Here is a 15331-nt window from a genome sequence, read left to right on the forward strand (position 1 = left end):
GTGCCTTGAATACAACAATAACAAGACAGGAGTGACTTCCATGGACTTCAAACGCACCTTGCTCGCCGCTGCAATCTTCACCCTCAGCAGCGCCGCCCACGCGCTGGAAATCAAGTTTGCCGACATCCACCCCGCCGGCTACCCCACCGTGGTCGCCGAAGAGAACATGGGCAAGGCCCTGACCAAGGCGAGCAACGGCGAGCTGACCTTCAAGTACTTCCCCGGCGGTGTGCTGGGCTCCGAGAAGGAAGTGGTCGAACAGGCCCAGGTCGGCGCCGTGCAGATGACCCGCGTCAGCCTCGGTATCGTCGGCCCGGTGGTGCCGGACGTGAACGTGTTCAACCTGCCGTTCGTGTTCCGCGATCAGGCACATATGCGCAAGGTCATCGACGGCGAGATCGGTGACGAGATCCTCGCCAAGATCACCAACTCCGAGTTCGGCCTGGTGGCCCTGGCCTGGATGGATGGCGGCACGCGCAACCTCTATACCAAGAAACCGGTGCGCAAGATCGAAGACCTCAAGGGCATGAAGATCCGCGTGCAAGGCAACCCGATTTTCATCGAAGCCTTCAACGCCATGGGCGCCAACGGCATTGCCATGGACACCGGCGAGATCTTCAGCGCCCTGCAGACCGGGGTCATCGACGGCGCGGAAAACAACCCGCCGACCTTGCTGGAACACAACCATTTCCAGAACGCCAAGTACTACACCCTCACCGAACACCTGATCCTGCCTGAACCTATCGTGATGTCGAAAATCACCTGGAACAAGCTCGACGCCGCCCAACAGGACATGGTCAAGGCCGCCGCCAAGGCCGCCCAGGCCGATGAGCGCGTGCTCTGGGACGCCAAGTCCGCCAGCAGTGAAGAAAAACTCAAGAAGGCCGGCGTGGAGTTCATCACGGTCGATAAAAAGCCCTTCTATGAGGCCACCGCCGCGGTGCGTGCCAAGTACGGTGCGCCGTATGCAGACATGATCAAGCGCATCGACGCGGTTCAATAACCTCCCCTGCCCCTGCATAAGGCCCGGCGCGGTCGGTATCGACGCGCCCGGTCACGGTGAACGCCATGAAGACTTTACTGCTGCGCTTCAATGACCGCCTCTACATGACCTGCATCTGGGTCGCCGGCCTTTCGGTATTGGGGGTCGCCTTGATCATCCCCTGGGGCATCTTCACCCGCTACGCCCTCGGCACCGGTTCCAGCTGGCCGGAGCCCACCGCCATCCTGCTGATGCTGGTGTTCACCTTTATCGGCGCCGCTGCCAGCTATCGTGCCGGTGCGCACATGTCGGTGGCGATGATCACTGACCGCTTGCCGCCCGCCCAACGCCGTTTCGTCGGCATCCTCTCGCAACTGCTGATGGGCACCATCTGCGTATTCATGACGATTTGGGGCGCCAAGCTGTGCCTGTCCACCTGGAACCAGTTCATGAGCGCCATCCCTACCCTGCGCGTGGGCATTACCTATATGCCGATCCCGATTGGCGGCGTGCTGACCCTGGTGTTCGTGGTCGAAAAGCTGCTGCTCGGTGACCAGAGCAACCGCAAGGTCGTACGTTTCGACCTGGTTGAAGAAAACGAAGGGGCTGCCTGATATGGACGCATTGATTCTGTTGGGCAGCTTTGTTGTATTGATTCTGATCGGCATGCCGGTGGCCTATGCATTGGGGCTGTCGGCGCTGATTGGCGCGTGGTGGATCGACATCCCGTTCCAGGCCCTGATGATTCAGATTGCCGGTGGGGTGAACAAGTTTTCGCTGATGGCGATTCCGTTCTTCGTGCTGGCCGGGGCGATCATGGCCGAGGGCGGTATGTCGCGGCGCCTGGTGGCCTTTGCCGGGGTGCTGGTGGGCTTTGTGCGTGGCGGGTTGTCGCTGGTCAATATCATGGCTTCGACGTTTTTTGGCGCGATTTCCGGTTCGTCCGTGGCCGATACCGCCTCGGTCGGCTCGGTGCTGATTCCGGAAATGGAACGACGTGGTTACCCACGCGAATTCGCCACTGCAGTGACCGTCAGCGGTTCGGTGCAGGCGCTGCTGACGCCGCCCAGCCATAACTCGGTGCTGTACTCCCTGGCAGCGGGCGGCACGGTTTCCATCGCCTCGCTGTTCATGGCCGGCGTGGTGCCGGGCCTGATGATGAGCGCGTGCCTGATGGTGCTGTGCCTGATCTTCGCGAAAAAGCGCGACTACCCCAAAGGCGAAGTCATCCCCTTGAAGCAGGCGCTGAAGATCGCCGCCGATGCGCTCTGGGGCTTGATGGCCATGGTGATCATCCTGGGCGGCATCCTCTCGGGCATCTTCACCGCCACCGAGTCTGCGGCGATTGCAGTGTTGTGGGCGTTCTTCGTGACCATGTTCATCTACCGCGACTACAAATGGCGCGAACTGCCCAAGCTGATGCATCGCACGGTGCGCACCATTTCCATCGTGATGATCCTGATCGCCTTCGCCGCCAGCTTCGGCTACATCATGACCCTGATGCAGATCCCGGCGAAGATCACCACGCTGTTCCTGACCCTGTCGGACAACCGCTACGTGATCCTGATGTGCATCAACGTCATGCTGTTGTTGCTCGGCACGGTGATGGACATGGCGCCGCTGATTCTGATCCTCACACCTATTCTGATGCCGGTGATCCTGGGCATCGGCGTCGACCCGGTGCACTTTGGCATGATCATGCTGGTGAACCTGGGCATCGGCCTGATTACCCCGCCGGTGGGCGCGGTGCTGTTCGTCGGGGCGGCGGTGGGCAAGACCAGTATCGAGAAAACCGTGAAGGCCCTGCTGCCGTTTTATGCGGTGTTGTTTCTGGTGCTGATTGCGGTGACCTACATCCCGGCGTTGTCGCTGTGGTTGCCTCATTTGGTGCTGTAAACCTTCTTTCAGAAACAAAGGTGAGCAACTGTGGGAGCTGGCTTGCCTGCGATGGCGACCTGTCAGTCAATGCATTCATGGCTGATACACCGCTATCGCAGGCAAGCCAGCTCCCACATTTGAATCCTCAGTGTTTATTTTGACTTCATGAGGCAGGTCAATCGTGATTGAGCTTACTGATCAATACACCCAACTGGTGCTCGCCCCCGCCATCGGCGGCAGCCTAGTCAACTGGACGGTGCGCGCCACCGGGCAACCGCTGTTGCGGCACAGCGATGAGCAAGCGATCAATACCGGGCTGCCGGGCAAGCTGGGCTGCTATCCATTAGCACCCTGGTCCAACCGGATTGCCAGCGGTGGGTTCGACAACCCCGATGGCTGGCTGGCACTGGCACCCAATAGCCTCACTGACCCTCTGCCGATTCACGGTTCGGCCTGGCAGCAGCCGTGGCAGGTGATAAGCCAGTCAGAACATGAAGTGGTATTGGAGCTGCGCTGCGAAATACCCTTTGCCTATCACGCCCGCCAGCGGGTGCGCTTGAACAACGGTGAGTTGAATATCGATTTGTGCGTGACTCACCTGGCCGAGCAACCGGCGTGGCATGGGCTGGGCTTGCATCCGTACTTGCCGCGTCGGCCGGGTACGCGGCTGCAGGCCAGGGCTGGTCAGGTGTGGATGAGTGATGCAGCCAAGCTGCCCACAGGGTTGGCATCGGTTCCAGAAGATTGGGATTTCCGACAACTGAAGGAACTGCCAGACGGGCTGGTGGACAACGGCTTTTGCGGCTGGGATGGGCACTGCCTGATCGAGCAACCGGAGCTTGGCTACCGCCTTGAATGCCAGGCCAGCGGCGCCGATTACTTCCTGCTGTACTGCCCGCCGGGGTTGGATTTTTTTTGCATCGAGCCGGTGAGCCATCCGGTGAATGCCCATCACCTGGCGGGCAAGCCTGGCCTGAAACTGCTGGAACAAGGCCAGTCAACCCACCTGGCATTCAACCTGAAATACACTCCAAATGCCTGAACTGTAGGAGCGAGCTTGCTCGCGAAAAACGTCAACGGTAACGCGTGTTTTCTGAATGAACGCGGCGCCTGTGAGCCTTTCGCGAGCAAGCTCGCGCCTACAGGCAGGGGATGCGTCAGTGTCAGGGTGGGCTGTTTTTCAGGCGCCCAGCCGTGTCGATACTCACCACCACCGACAACCCCGGTCGCAAGCGCTCACTCTCGGCCTGGTCCGGGTCTACGGTGATGCGCACGGGTACCCGCTGGGCGATCTTGACGAAGTTGCCGGTGGCGTTGTCGGCCTGCAACAGGCTGAACTCGGAACCGGTCGCCGGGGAAATATGCTGCACCGTGCCATGGAATTTGCGGTGGTTCAGCGCATCCACGGTGAACGTCACCGGTTGGCCGACCTGCACATTGTCCATCTGGGTTTCTTTCATATTGGCAATCACCCACAACTGCTTGGGCACCAGCGCCATCAGTTGCGCGCCGGAATTGACGTAAGCGCCCAGGCGCACGCCGATCTGCCCGAGCTGGCCATCCCGTGGTGCCGTGATGCGGGTATTGGACAGGTCGATGCGCGCCAGTTCCACCGCCGCCTCGGCACTCGCGACAGCGGCCTCCAGGGAGCCGCGGTTGACGATCACCGTCTGCAAATCCTGGCGGGCAATTTCCAGGCTGGCCTGGGCTTGGGCCACGGCCGCAATGGTCTGGGCATTGGCGGCACGGGTCACGTCCAGTTCGCGCTTGGACACCGAACCATCGCTGATCAGCTCTTCATTGCGGCGCAAATCCGCAGTGCTCTTGCGTGCCTGGGCCTGGCTGTCGACCAACACGGCCTGGCGCAGCTTGATGGTCGCTTCAGCGCTGTTGCGTTGCTGCACCACGTTGGCCAACGAGGCCTTCTGCACCGCCAGTTGCGCCAGGGCCTGGTCGAGGCGCTGCTTGTAAATGCGGTCGTCCAGGCGCACCAGCAGGTCGCCGGTCTTGACGTACTGGAAGTCCTGCACCGGCACTTCGAACACATAGCCGCTGAGCTGCGGGCCGATAATCGTCACCTGCCCCCGCACCAAGGCGTTCTCGGTGGTTTCCACCGCGCTGCTGAACGGCGGCAGTTGCCAGGCGTACAGCACGATCAGCACACCGATGATGGCGATGGCGGCAAAGCCCAGGGACGAGATGATACGCACGCGCAAAGGCCGCAATTGGGTCGGCACCGCGCCCGGTGGCGTGCTGCCTTCCGGCGTGGCGGCAATGGCGGTCGTGGTGGTGGTTGAAGGTTCGGTCATGAAGTCGCGCCGCTGGGTTGAACAGGAGGAGTCGCCTTGGTGGTGCTCATCAGCCACAGGCTGCGGGTGAAGATCCACAGCATGGTCAGGATCGCGATAATCGCGATCAGCATGAAGACATCGTTGTAAGCCATTACGTTCGCCTCACGGGTGGCCGCCGTAGCCAGGCTGCGGATGCCCATGAGGTTGCGCAGTTCCGGGTCGGCGACGATCTTGCCGTAGGCCGCCCCACCACTCTGCACCCGCGCCGCCACAAGCGGATCGATCAGGGTCAGGTGCTCGACGATCATGCTCGAATGGTACTTCTCGCGCACGATCTGGAAGGTGCCCAGCAACGCCGCGCCGATCAGGCCGCCGAGGTTCTGGCAGATGCCGAACATCACCGAGAAGCTCACCAGGTTGCGCGGGTTGGTCAGCACATTCTTGGTGCCCAGCACCATGGTCGGCCCCAGGAAGAACGTACCGCCGAAGCCTAGCAGGAACTGGCTGATATAGAGGTTCTGCGGGCGGGTCAGGTTGCTGGAAAAACTGTCCATCACCGAACCTGTCGCCATCAGCGCCAGGGAGATGATCAGCGGCATCAGCAGGTGCGCCGGGTTGATCGTCAGCGCGCTGACCACCAGCCCGGCAATCGCGCCGGCCAGCATCACCACGTACAGGGTATGCATCTGCTGGTAGCTCATGTTCAGCATCTGCATGAACCCCACCGCACCGGTGGATTGCTCGGACAGCACCATGCGAATCAGCACCACCGCCAGCGCCAGGCGGATCATCACGCCGCTGCCCAGCCAGCGCGTCATCAGCATGGGGTTGCTGCGGTTATGCTCGATGGCCAGCCCGGCCATGATCAGCACCAGGGAGCAGGCCGAGGCTACGCCGATCCACGGCGCTTCCAGCCACCAGTCGATGCGCCCCAAAGACAGCACCGCGCAGAGCAAGGCCACGCCGCTGGCGAGGATGGCGAAGGTCAGGAAGTCGAGTTTTTCAAAGGTCTTGAAGCGATCGCCCGGCGGCAGCTTGAGCAGGAACACACAACCCAGGCAGATCAGCGCCAGGCCCAGCTCGAACAAATACAACCCGCGCCATTCAGCGATTTGCAGCAAGTCTTCGGAAAACAGCCGCGCCAGCGGCAGCGCCAGCTGCGCGGTGCCCAGCCCCAGTACCAGCGCTTTCAACCGCCATTTGGCCGGGAATGCCTGGATCATGTAGTACAAGCCCAACGAACTCAGCGCCGCACCCACCATGCCATGGGCGGCCCGTACCGCAATCGCCGAACTGAGGTCATTGACGAACAAGTGCCCGAAGGTCACCAGCGCGTAGAGCACCAGGAACACCTCGGTAAACGCGCGCAGGCCGAACTGCTGGCGAAACTTCACCAGCAGCAGGTTCATGCACACGTTGGTCATCACATAGGCGGCGGGCAGCCAGGCCATTTCCGCGGTGGTCGCGCCCAGGGCGCCTTGCAGGTATTGCAGGTTGGCGATGACCAGGGCGTTACCCAGGCCGCCGGTAATTGCCACCAGCACGCCGACCATCGCGAAGAGCCAGCGCTTATGCGTAGGGTGCAGCGGCGTCGACGGCGAGCCAGGCAGGCTCGGCCGCTCGTGGGGTTGCCAGGTGTGGGGGGTGTATTTATCCATTCGGTGACCTTGGTAAGCCGGGGTGCAAGGCCGGTGAATCCGTTACACAGAGGAACAGTAACCTGAGAGGCGTTCATGTTGCCATCTCGTGGACGCATTTGATCCCCAGGCAGACACAGCTAAATGTGGGAGCGGGCTTGCTCGCGAATGCGGTAGATCAGTTGCTGATGCATTGACTGACACGACGCCTTCGCGAGCAAGCCCGCTCCCACACTGCAATCCATGCCGTTCTTAGAGAGAGGCTTTAAGCAACATACCGACTGCCACCACCACACACAGGCTAGCAAACCCCACTTGCAAGGCCCGCGCGGGGATCACCGAACACAACCGCCGTCCCGCCAACATGCCGACGATACTCGCGCCGATAAACACCCAACCCACTGGCTCGATACTCACGCCCGCATGAAAGGCACCGGCCACGCCGATCAGCGACAGCAGGCTCACCACCATCAAGGAAGTGGCGACGATGCCGCGCATCTGCACGTCGGTCAGTTGCTTGAACGCCGGTACAATCAGGAAGCCGCCACCCACGCCCAGCAAACCCGACACGGCGCCGGTCACCGCGCCCAACGCTGCGAGGGTGGCGCTGCATTTGGCGGTCCAGGCCAGGCGCCCGGTCTGCTGGTTGAGCATGCAATTCTTCTGGCCCCACGACGCCGCGCCATGGTCACTCGGCCCGGCCTCGCGCTTTTCCCGTTGCAGCATGCGCCAGGCCACCAGCACCATCAGCGCGCTGAACAGGCCCATCAGCACCGGTTCCGAGAGTTGGTGGGCGACGAATACGCCCAACGGCGAAAACAGCGCGCCGAGCAAGGCGATCAGTAGTGCCGCGCGGTAACGCACCAGGCCATGACGCAAGCCATCAATGGCCCCCACCGCTGCCGCTGCGCCCACCGCGAGCAATGACACGGGCGCGGCCTGGGTCATGGTCAAGCCCAGCCCCAGCACCAGCGCCGGCACTCCGAGGATGCCGCCGCCCGCGCCGGTCAAACCCATGACCAGGCCCATCAATACCCCTAACAGACTGGCGAGCAGCATTCAGTCCACCTTGCTCAGGCGGGTCAGCCACTCGCGGCCCTTGAGCATGCCGTTCCAGTAGAACCACGGCAGCAGCGTGGCCTTGAGGAACCACATCGAACGGCGTGCCCGAGTAGGATCAAGGGGAAAAGTCGGCAGCAACTTGCCGCCATAGCCAAACTCGGCCAGCACCACCTTGCCCTTCTCCACCGTCAGTGGGCAGGAACCGTAGCCGTCGTACTTGAGCGGCAAAGGTGCCTGTTTGCGCAGGGCCAGCAGGTTTTCGGCCACCACCACGATTTGCTTGCGCACCGCTGCCGCCGTCTTGGCGTTGGTGGTGCCGCATACATCGCCCAGGCCAAAGATGTGCGGGTAGCGCAGGTGCTGCAGGCTGTGGGGGTTCACTTCGCACCAGCCGGCGGCATCGGCGAGCAGGCTTTCGCGGATAAAATCCGGGGCGACCTGCGGCGGTACGACGTGGAGCATGTCGAAGGTTTTCTCTTCGACCGTCGCGTTGCCTTCGGCGTCTTTGACTTCAAACCAGGCTTTGCGCGCCGGGCCATCGACTTTCACCAGGTTGGAATTGAACGCCAGGCGCGCGTTGTATTTTTCGACGTACTTCATCAAGGGCGGCACAAAGGTCGGCACACCAAACAACACGGCACCGGCCAGGTTGAATTCGACGTCGATGTGTTTGAGGTTGCCCTGCTTGAGCCAGTGGTCGCAGGACAGGTACATGGCTTTTTGCGGCGCACCGGCGCATTTGATCGGCATGGCCGGCTGGGTGAACAACGCCTTGCCGCCCTTGAGCTGCTGCACCAACTGCCAGGTGTACGCGGCGTGTTCATAGCTGTAGTTGGAGGTGACGCCGTGTTGGCCCAGGGTGTCTTGCAGGCCTTCGATTCTTTCCCAGGCCAGGCGCAGGCCGGGGCAGACGATGAGGTTCTTCCAGGTGACGCGCTGGCCGCTGTCGAGCACCAGGGTGTTCTCATCGGGCAGCAGTTCGCTGACGGCGGCCTGCACCCAGCTAACGCCATTGGGTAGCACATCGGCCAGGGGCCGGCGGGTCTTTTGCAGGTCGTAGGCGCCGCCGCCGACGAGGGTCCAGGCCGGCTGGTAGCAGTGGTAGTCGTTAGGTTCGATGAGGGTGATGTTCAGGTGCGGGTCGCGCTTGAGCAGGCTGGCCAGCAGGCCGATGCCTGCCGAGCCGCCGCCGATGACTACGATATCGCCACTGATGGTGGGTCCCCAGTGTTGTTCGGTCATTGTCTACTGCCTTTTTGAGTCAATGCACACAAGGGTCGCTGCCGGATGGCGTCACGCCCAGCTTTTTATGACCGCGCCGCAATACAGGCCGGACAGGGTCTTCATCACTTGAATCACTTCGTGGCTGGCCAGCCCGTAAAAAATGTATTTGCCTTCCCGACGGGTGGCGACCAACCCTTCATCGCGCAGGATGCCCAACTGTTGTGACAGGGTGGGCTGGCGTACGCCGGTCAAGGCTTCCAGCTCACCGACGTTGCGCTCGCCCTGGGTCAACTGGCACAGGATCAACAAGCGGTCTTCATTGGCCAGGGCCTTGAGCAAGGCACAGGCCTTGGACGCCGATGCACGCAACTGGGCGACCTCGCCCTCACTCAACGTAGATTCCATTTGCCTCGGGTCCTTTATGTCACTTAAGCTCAAAACATTATGTGTAAACGTAAACTGATTGTAACTACTTTTTTCTTCAGCACTTTTTCCTAACAGAGGCGGCCGCCATGCCAGCGTTGATTCAAGCCTTTCTGGATGACGCATCGTCGACCTACACCTATATCGTCTATGAAGCCGATGGCGGCCCTTGTGCCATCGTCGACTCGGTGCTCAATTACGACCCGGCGTCCGGGCGCACCGACACCGCCCAGGCCGACAAGGTGATTGCCTTTGTGCGAGAGCATGGCCTGCACGTGCAGTGGCTGCTGGAAACCCACGCCCATGCTGACCACCTGTCCGCCGCGCCCTACCTGCGTCGCACCTTGGGCGGCAAGATCGCGATCGGCGAATCCATCAGCAAGGTGCAGGGGGTGTTCAAGAACCTGTTCAACCTCGAGCCGGAATTTCGCGTGGACGGCTCGCAGTTCGATCACCTGTTTGCGCCGGATGAGATCTTTCATATCGGCAACTTGAAGGCCCAGGCGTTGCATGTGCCCGGACACACCCCCGCCGACATGGCCTATCTGATCGACGGCCGCTTGATCCTGGTGGGCGACACCCTATTCATGCCCGACGTCGGCACCGCCCGTTGCGACTTCCCCGGCGGTGATGCGCGGCAGTTGTACGCGTCGATGCGCAAGCTGCTGGCGTTCCCTTCAGACACCAAGCTGTACGTGTGTCATGACTACCCACCCGAGGGTCGAGAAGCCAGGTGCCAGACCACCGTGGCGGAACAGCGGGCGGGCAATATCCATGTGCATGATGGCGTGGATGAAGCGGCGTTTGTACAGATGCGCACCCAGCGCGATGCTGGATTGGGCATGCCAACGTTGTTGCTGCCGGCGATCCAAGTAAATGTGCGAGCGGGAAATATGCCGCCGGCGGAAGAAAACGGCGTGACCTACCTGAAAATCCCCCTCAACCAACTTTAGAAGCACCGGCGCCCTGTGAGAGCTGGCTTGCCTGCGATAGCGGTGGGTCAGTTGCGTCTTGATACAACGCTGTAGCGCTCGACGGTAACTACAATGCGAAGCGAGCCGCTCTCGCTCTTGATCTGCTTTTGATCTTGATCTTAGGCGCCCCGTCAAACCACGCTGGCCGGAATTCGACAGGGATTTGGGGGGTAAACCGGCAGGGATGCCGGTTTAGCCGCCCCGCGCCATGGATGGCGCGTGGCGGCGGCCCCCCAAATCACTGGCGGATTACGGGCACACCGAGCCCAAGCGAAGTGCCGAGTGGTGGGGCAAGAGCCCTTTTGGTTACTTTTGGCTGGGCCGGCATTCCGGGCTCTTTTCCAAAAGTGACCCGCTGTCAGAGCGGAACCCTAAGTGGCCGTTACCGCAGCAATGGCTATGTACACAATCCAACTGTGTTGACTGTCAGACCGCCTTCGCGAGCAAGCCCGCTCCCACAGTTGGATTGCGGGGGTGTCAGGTAGAGAAGTGTCGGCTGGCAGGCCGCCATCGCAGGCAAGCCAGCTCCCACAGTTGGATCGTGGAGTGTCAGGTAGATTGACGTCAGCTGGCACGCAGGCAAGCCCCACATTTTGCCCCGTATTGAATCAGGAACCCAGGCTGATGCCGTTGGCTGGCAATGGCAATGCGGTTTTGTAGCGCACCTGCTTCAAGGCAAAGCTGGAGCGAATGTTCGCCACCCCCGGCACCTTAGTCAAAAAATCCATCATGAAACGCTCCAGCGACTGAATCGTGGGCACCAACACGCGGATCAAATAGTCCGGGTCACCCGCCATCAGGTAACACTCCATCACCTCCGGTCGGTCCGAGATCGCCCCTTCAAATTGCTGCAGCGCCAGCTCGTTCTGTTTCTCCAGGCTCACATGGATGAACACATTCACGTGCAGCCCCAGTAAATCAGCGTCCAGCAGCGTGACCTGCTCCCGAATCAACCCCAGTTCTTCCATCGCCTTGACCCGGTTGAAACACGGCGTGGGCGACAGGTTGACCGAGCGGGCCAGGTCGGCATTGGTGATCCGGGCATTCTCCTGCAGGGCGTTGAGAATGCCGATATCGGTACGGTCCAGTTTGCGCATGAGACAAAATCACCTGTTTATTATGTTTATGCAGTTTTTTTATCCGCAAATGGCCGGCAGCGCAACGAAACACAGATAAATATTCTTCTACGCCACGCCTATGATTGTTGTAGGACAAGATTTCTTCTACCCGAAGACTGACTGTCAGCTAGCGCGCCCACTACAAGAAATTCACAAGATAGAGCGTAGAAAGCCATGACCCAGCCGTATGCACCGCTGCGCCTGCACGTTCCCGAACCCTCGGGCCGCCCAGGCTGCAAGACCGACTTCACCTACCTGCGCTTGACCGACGCCGGCCTGGTACGCAAACCCGCCATCGACGTAGAACCGGCCGACACCGCCGACCTGGCCAAGGGCCTGATCCGCGTGCTCGACGACCAGGGCCAGGCCCTGGGCCCGTGGGCCGAGGGTGTCTCCACCGAGATCATGCGCCGCGGCATGCGCGCCATGCTCAAGACGCGCATCTTCGACAACCGCATGGTGGTCGCCCAGCGTCAGAAAAAAATGTCGTTCTACATGCAAAGCCTTGGCGAAGAAGCCATCGGCAGCGCCCAGGCCCTGGCCTTGAATATCGACGACATGTGCTTCCCCACCTACCGCCAGCAAAGCATCCTGATGGCTCGCGACGTGCCGCTGGTAGACCTGATCTGCCAACTGCTGTCCAACGAGCGCGACCCGCTCAAGGGCCGCCAGTTGCCGATCATGTATTCGGTCAAGGAGGCGGGCTTCTTCACCATTTCCGGCAACCTTGCCACCCAATTCGTCCAGGGCGTGGGTTGGGGCATGGCCTCGGCGATCAAGGGCGATACCAAGATCGCCTCGGCCTGGATCGGCGACGGCGCCACTGCTGAATCGGACTTCCACACCGCCCTCACCTTCGCCCACGTGTACCGCGCGCCAGTGATCCTCAACGTGGTCAACAACCAGTGGGCGATCTCCACCTTCCAGGCCATCGCTGGCGGTGAAGCCACCACCTTCGCCGGACGCGGCGTCGGTTGCGGTATCGCTTCCCTGCGCGTGGACGGCAATGACTTTATCGCCGTGTACGCCGCCTCGGCCTGGGCCGCCGAACGTGCGCGCCGTAACCTGGGGCCCACCCTGATCGAGTGGGTCACCTACCGCGCCGGCCCGCATTCCACCTCCGATGACCCATCCAAGTACCGTCCCGCCGACGACTGGAGCCACTTCCCCCTGGGCGACCCGATTGCCCGCCTCAAGCAGCACCTGATCAAGATTGGCCAGTGGTCCGAAGAGGAACACGCGGCGGTCAGTGCCGAACTTGAAGCCGAAGTGGTCAAGGCGCAGAAGGAAGCCGAACAGTACGGCACCCTGGCCGGTGGCCAGATTCCAAGCGCCGCGACCATGTTCGAGGATGTCTATAAAGAGATGCCGGAGCACTTGAAGCGCCAGCGTCAAGAGCTGGGGGTGTGACATGAACGACCACAACAACAGTATCGAACTGGAAACCGCCATGACCACCACCACCATGACCATGATCCAGGCCCTGCGCTCGGCCATGGATGTGATGCTTGAACGTGACGACAACGTGGTGGTGTTCGGCCAGGACGTCGGCTACTTCGGCGGCGTGTTCCGTTGCACCGAAGGCTTGCAGACCAAGTACGGCAGCTCGCGGGTGTTTGACGCGCCCATCTCGGAAAGCGGCATCGTCGGTGTGGCCGTGGGCATGGGCGCCTATGGTTTGCGCCCGGTGGCCGAAATCCAGTTCGCCGACTACGTCTACCCCGCCACCGACCAGATCATTTCCGAGGCGGCGCGCCTGCGTTATCGCTCGGCCGGTCAATTCACCGCGCCACTGACCATGCGCATGCCCTGCGGCGGCGGTATCTATGGCGGCCAGACCCACAGCCAGAGTATCGAAGCGGTGTTCACGCAAGTGTGCGGCCTGCGCACGGTGATGCCGTCCAACCCCTATGACGCCAAGGGCCTGCTGATTGCCTCCATCGAAAACGATGACCCGGTGATCTTCCTCGAGCCCAAGCGCCTGTATAACGGCCCCTTCGATGGCCACCACGACCGCCCGGTAACGCCGTGGTCCAAACACCCCCAAGCCCAGGTGCCGGACGGCTACTACACCGTGCCCCTGGACGTGGCCGCCATCGTGCGTCCAGGCTCGGCCGTGACCGTGCTGACCTACGGCACCACCGTATATGTGTCGCAAGTCGCCGCCGAAGAAACCGGCATCGACGCCGAGGTCATCGACCTGCGCAGCCTGTGGCCGCTGGACCTGGAGACCATCGTCAAGTCGGTGAAAAAGACCGGCCGTTGCGTGGTGGTGCATGAAGCCACGCGCACCTGCGGCTTTGGTGCCGAGTTGGTTTCGCTGGTGCAAGAGCATTGCTTCCACCACCTGGAAGCGCCGATCGAACGCGTCACCGGTTGGGACACCCCCTACCCGCACGCGCAGGAGTGGGCGTATTTCCCAGGGCCGTCCCGAGTGGGCGCGGCGTTGAAACGGGTCATGGAGGTCTGAATGGGCACGCACGTTATCAAGATGCCGGACATTGGCGAAGGCATCGCGGAAGTTGAATTGTCGGTATGGCATGTAAAGGTCGGCGACCTGGTGGTTGAAGACCAGGTGCTGGCGGACGTAATGACCGACAAGGCGATGGTGGATATTCCCTCGCCGGTCCATGGCAAGGTGATTTCTCTGGGCGGTGAGCCGGGTGAGGTCATGGCAGTGGGCAGTATTTTGATCAGCATTGAAGTGGAAGGCGCAGGCAATACCAAGGATGTGCCGGTGGTTGCCGAACCTGCGAAAGCCGCGCCTGCTGTGGCCGAAGCCAAACCGGTACAGGCGCCGGTAGAAAGCAAGCCCGCAGCAGCAGCAGTGAAAGCACCGCAAGCCCCCGTGGCCCGCGAAGCCAGCGACCGCCCATTGGCCTCGCCCGCGGTGCGCAAACATGCACTGGATGCCGGGATTCAACTGCGCCTGGTGCAGGGTACCGGCCCGGCGGGCCGGATTCTGCATGAAGACCTGGAGGCTTACTTGCGCCAGGGCCCGGCAACGGGCGCCAGCGCCGCCAACCCTTACGCCGAGCGCAACGATGAACACCAGATCCCGGTGATCGGCATGCGCCGCAAGATCGCCCAGCGCATGCAGGACGCCACCCGCCGCGCCGCGCATTTCAGCTACGTGGAAGAGATCGACGTCACCGCCCTCGACGAGTTGCGCGTGCACCTCAACGAAAAACATGGTGCGACACGCGGCAAGCTGACCCTGCTGCCGTTTATCGTACGGGCCATGGTTGTGGCCTTGCGCGACTTCCCGCAGATCAACGCCCGTTACGACGACGAAGCCCAGGTCATCACGCGCCTCGGCGCCGTGCACGTGGGCGTCGCCACCCAGAGCGACGTGGGCCTGATGGTGCCGGTGGTACGCCACGCAGAAGCCCGCAGCTTGTGGGGCACTGCCGAAGAAATCGCACGTTTGGCCAATGCCGCACGTACAGGCAAGGCCAGCCGTGAAGAGCTGTCCGGTTCGACCATTACCCTGACCAGCCTTGGCGCTCTGGGCGGCATCGTCAGCACGCCGGTGCTGAACCTGCCGGAAGTGGCCATCGTCGGCGTCAACCGCATTGTTGAGCGGCCGATGGTGATCAAGGGCCAGATCGTGGTGCGCAAGATGATGAACCTCTCCAGCTCCTTCGATCACCGCGTGGTCGACGGCATGGACGCGGCGCAATTCATCCAGGCCATTCGCGGCCTGCTCGAACAACCCGCCAGCCTGTTCCTGGAGTAAGGG

At 61.6% G+C, this 15331-nt stretch carries 14 protein-coding genes; 8 read left to right on the forward strand and 6 right to left on the reverse strand.

Translation table 11 applies throughout. From position 1 onward, the window contains the following. The first annotated feature begins 40 nt into the window (after positions 1–40). The 4 genes from N2A98_RS16435 (at position 41) to N2A98_RS16450 (ending at position 3902) form a co-directional block, all read left to right on the forward strand. Entirely contained in the window at positions 41–1003 is a 963-nt protein-coding gene (locus N2A98_RS16435) for a TRAP transporter substrate-binding protein (protein ID WP_044274641.1), read from the forward strand. Positions 1004–1068: 65 nt separating this feature from the next. Further along, positions 1069–1596, forward strand: coding sequence for a TRAP transporter small permease (locus N2A98_RS16440; protein ID WP_044274642.1), 528 nt, complete (start codon positions 1069–1071; stop codon positions 1594–1596). A 1-nt stretch (position 1597) separates the two neighbouring features. Beyond that, on the forward strand, positions 1598–2878 hold the full coding sequence (locus N2A98_RS16445; protein ID WP_275622334.1) for a TRAP transporter large permease: 1281 nt from the start codon (positions 1598–1600) through the stop codon (positions 2876–2878). 163 nt (positions 2879–3041) lie between these two features. Beyond that, a complete protein-coding gene (locus N2A98_RS16450) occupies positions 3042–3902 on the forward strand; it encodes an aldose 1-epimerase (RefSeq protein ID WP_275622335.1) in 861 nt (286 codons plus the stop codon). Between the two features lie 121 nt (positions 3903–4023). On the opposite strand, the gene N2A98_RS16455 is transcribed toward N2A98_RS16450, so the two are convergent. The 5 genes from N2A98_RS16455 to N2A98_RS16475 form a co-directional block, all read right to left on the reverse strand. Next, positions 4024–5169 (reverse strand): HlyD family secretion protein, encoded by a 1146-nt coding sequence (locus N2A98_RS16455; RefSeq protein ID WP_275622336.1) that lies wholly within the window; start codon positions 5167–5169, stop codon positions 4024–4026. Beyond that, positions 5166–6809 carry an MFS transporter gene (locus N2A98_RS16460; protein ID WP_003192300.1) on the reverse strand — a complete coding sequence of 548 codons (1644 nt, stop codon included), beginning with the start codon at positions 6807–6809 and terminating at the stop codon, positions 5166–5168. Before N2A98_RS16460 ends, N2A98_RS16455 begins: the two co-directional genes overlap by 4 nt. A gap of 231 nt (positions 6810–7040) precedes the next feature. Further along, complete coding sequence (locus tag N2A98_RS16465; RefSeq protein ID WP_069558764.1) at positions 7041–7847, reverse strand: sulfite exporter TauE/SafE family protein; 807 nt, start codon at positions 7845–7847, stop codon at positions 7041–7043. Beyond that, positions 7848–9092: an FAD/NAD(P)-binding oxidoreductase gene (locus N2A98_RS16470; RefSeq protein ID WP_275622337.1), complete on the reverse strand. Its 1245-nt coding sequence runs from the start codon at positions 9090–9092 to the stop codon at positions 7848–7850. A gap of 51 nt (positions 9093–9143) precedes the next feature. Next, positions 9144–9479: a metalloregulator ArsR/SmtB family transcription factor gene (locus N2A98_RS16475; RefSeq protein WP_003174875.1), complete on the reverse strand. Its 336-nt coding sequence runs from the start codon at positions 9477–9479 to the stop codon at positions 9144–9146. 107 nt (positions 9480–9586) lie between these two features. On the opposite strand from N2A98_RS16475, the gene N2A98_RS16480 reads away from it, so the two are divergent. Beyond that, complete coding sequence (locus N2A98_RS16480; RefSeq protein WP_275622338.1) at positions 9587–10450, forward strand: MBL fold metallo-hydrolase; 864 nt, start codon at positions 9587–9589, stop codon at positions 10448–10450. 629 nt (positions 10451–11079) lie between these two features. Here N2A98_RS16480 and bkdR read toward each other — a convergent pair. Next, positions 11080–11568 carry a Bkd operon transcriptional regulator BkdR gene (bkdR, locus tag N2A98_RS16485; protein WP_003174877.1) on the reverse strand — a complete coding sequence of 163 codons (489 nt, stop codon included), beginning with the start codon at positions 11566–11568 and terminating at the stop codon, positions 11080–11082. 195 nt (positions 11569–11763) lie between these two features. On the opposite strand from bkdR, the gene N2A98_RS16490 reads away from it, so the two are divergent. Genes N2A98_RS16490 through N2A98_RS16500 form a run of 3 tightly spaced genes read left to right on the forward strand, consistent with a single transcriptional unit; the run spans position 11764 to position 15328 of the window. Further along, a complete protein-coding gene (locus N2A98_RS16490) occupies positions 11764–12999 on the forward strand; it encodes a 3-methyl-2-oxobutanoate dehydrogenase (2-methylpropanoyl-transferring) subunit alpha (protein ID WP_003192305.1) in 1236 nt (411 codons plus the stop codon). A 1-nt stretch (position 13000) separates the two neighbouring features. Next, positions 13001–14059, forward strand: a complete 1059-nt coding sequence (locus N2A98_RS16495; protein WP_005789444.1) for an alpha-ketoacid dehydrogenase subunit beta — start codon at positions 13001–13003, stop codon at positions 14057–14059. Beyond that, complete coding sequence (locus N2A98_RS16500) at positions 14060–15328, forward strand: dihydrolipoamide acetyltransferase family protein (protein WP_275622339.1); 1269 nt, start codon at positions 14060–14062, stop codon at positions 15326–15328. Positions 15329–15331 lie beyond the last annotated feature (3 nt).

The sequence above is a fragment of the Pseudomonas sp. FJ2-5-13 genome (assembly GCF_029201605.1).
GTDB lineage: Bacteria > Pseudomonadota > Gammaproteobacteria > Pseudomonadales > Pseudomonadaceae > Aquipseudomonas > Aquipseudomonas lactis.

Bases quoted from the DNA above. Each gene is read 5' to 3' on its own strand.
- N2A98_RS16435 (WP_044274641.1), top strand. From the start codon at position 41: ATGGACTTCAAACGCACCTTGCTCGCCGCTGCAATCTTCACCCTCAGC.
- N2A98_RS16440 (WP_044274642.1), top strand. From the start codon at position 1,069: ATGAAGACTTTACTGCTGCGCTTCAATGACCGCCTCTACATGACCTGC.
- N2A98_RS16445 (WP_275622334.1), top strand. From the start codon at position 1,598: ATGGACGCATTGATTCTGTTGGGCAGCTTTGTTGTATTGATTCTGATC.
- N2A98_RS16455 (WP_275622336.1), bottom strand. From the start codon at position 5,169: ATGACCGAACCTTCAACCACCACCACGACCGCCATTGCCGCCACGCCG.
- N2A98_RS16460 (WP_003192300.1), bottom strand. From the start codon at position 6,809: ATGGATAAATACACCCCCCACACCTGGCAACCCCACGAGCGGCCGAGC.
- N2A98_RS16465 (WP_069558764.1), bottom strand. From the start codon at position 7,847: ATGCTGCTCGCCAGTCTGTTAGGGGTATTGATGGGCCTGGTCATGGGT.
- N2A98_RS16470 (WP_275622337.1), bottom strand. From the start codon at position 9,092: ATGACCGAACAACACTGGGGACCCACCATCAGTGGCGATATCGTAGTC.
- N2A98_RS16475 (WP_003174875.1), bottom strand. From the start codon at position 9,479: ATGGAATCTACGTTGAGTGAGGGCGAGGTCGCCCAGTTGCGTGCATCG.
- N2A98_RS16480 (WP_275622338.1), top strand. From the start codon at position 9,587: ATGCCAGCGTTGATTCAAGCCTTTCTGGATGACGCATCGTCGACCTAC.
- bkdR (WP_003174877.1), bottom strand. From the start codon at position 11,568: ATGCGCAAACTGGACCGTACCGATATCGGCATTCTCAACGCCCTGCAG.
- N2A98_RS16490 (WP_003192305.1), top strand. From the start codon at position 11,764: ATGACCCAGCCGTATGCACCGCTGCGCCTGCACGTTCCCGAACCCTCG.
- N2A98_RS16495 (WP_005789444.1), top strand. From the start codon at position 13,001: ATGAACGACCACAACAACAGTATCGAACTGGAAACCGCCATGACCACC.
- N2A98_RS16500 (WP_275622339.1), top strand. From the start codon at position 14,060: ATGGGCACGCACGTTATCAAGATGCCGGACATTGGCGAAGGCATCGCG.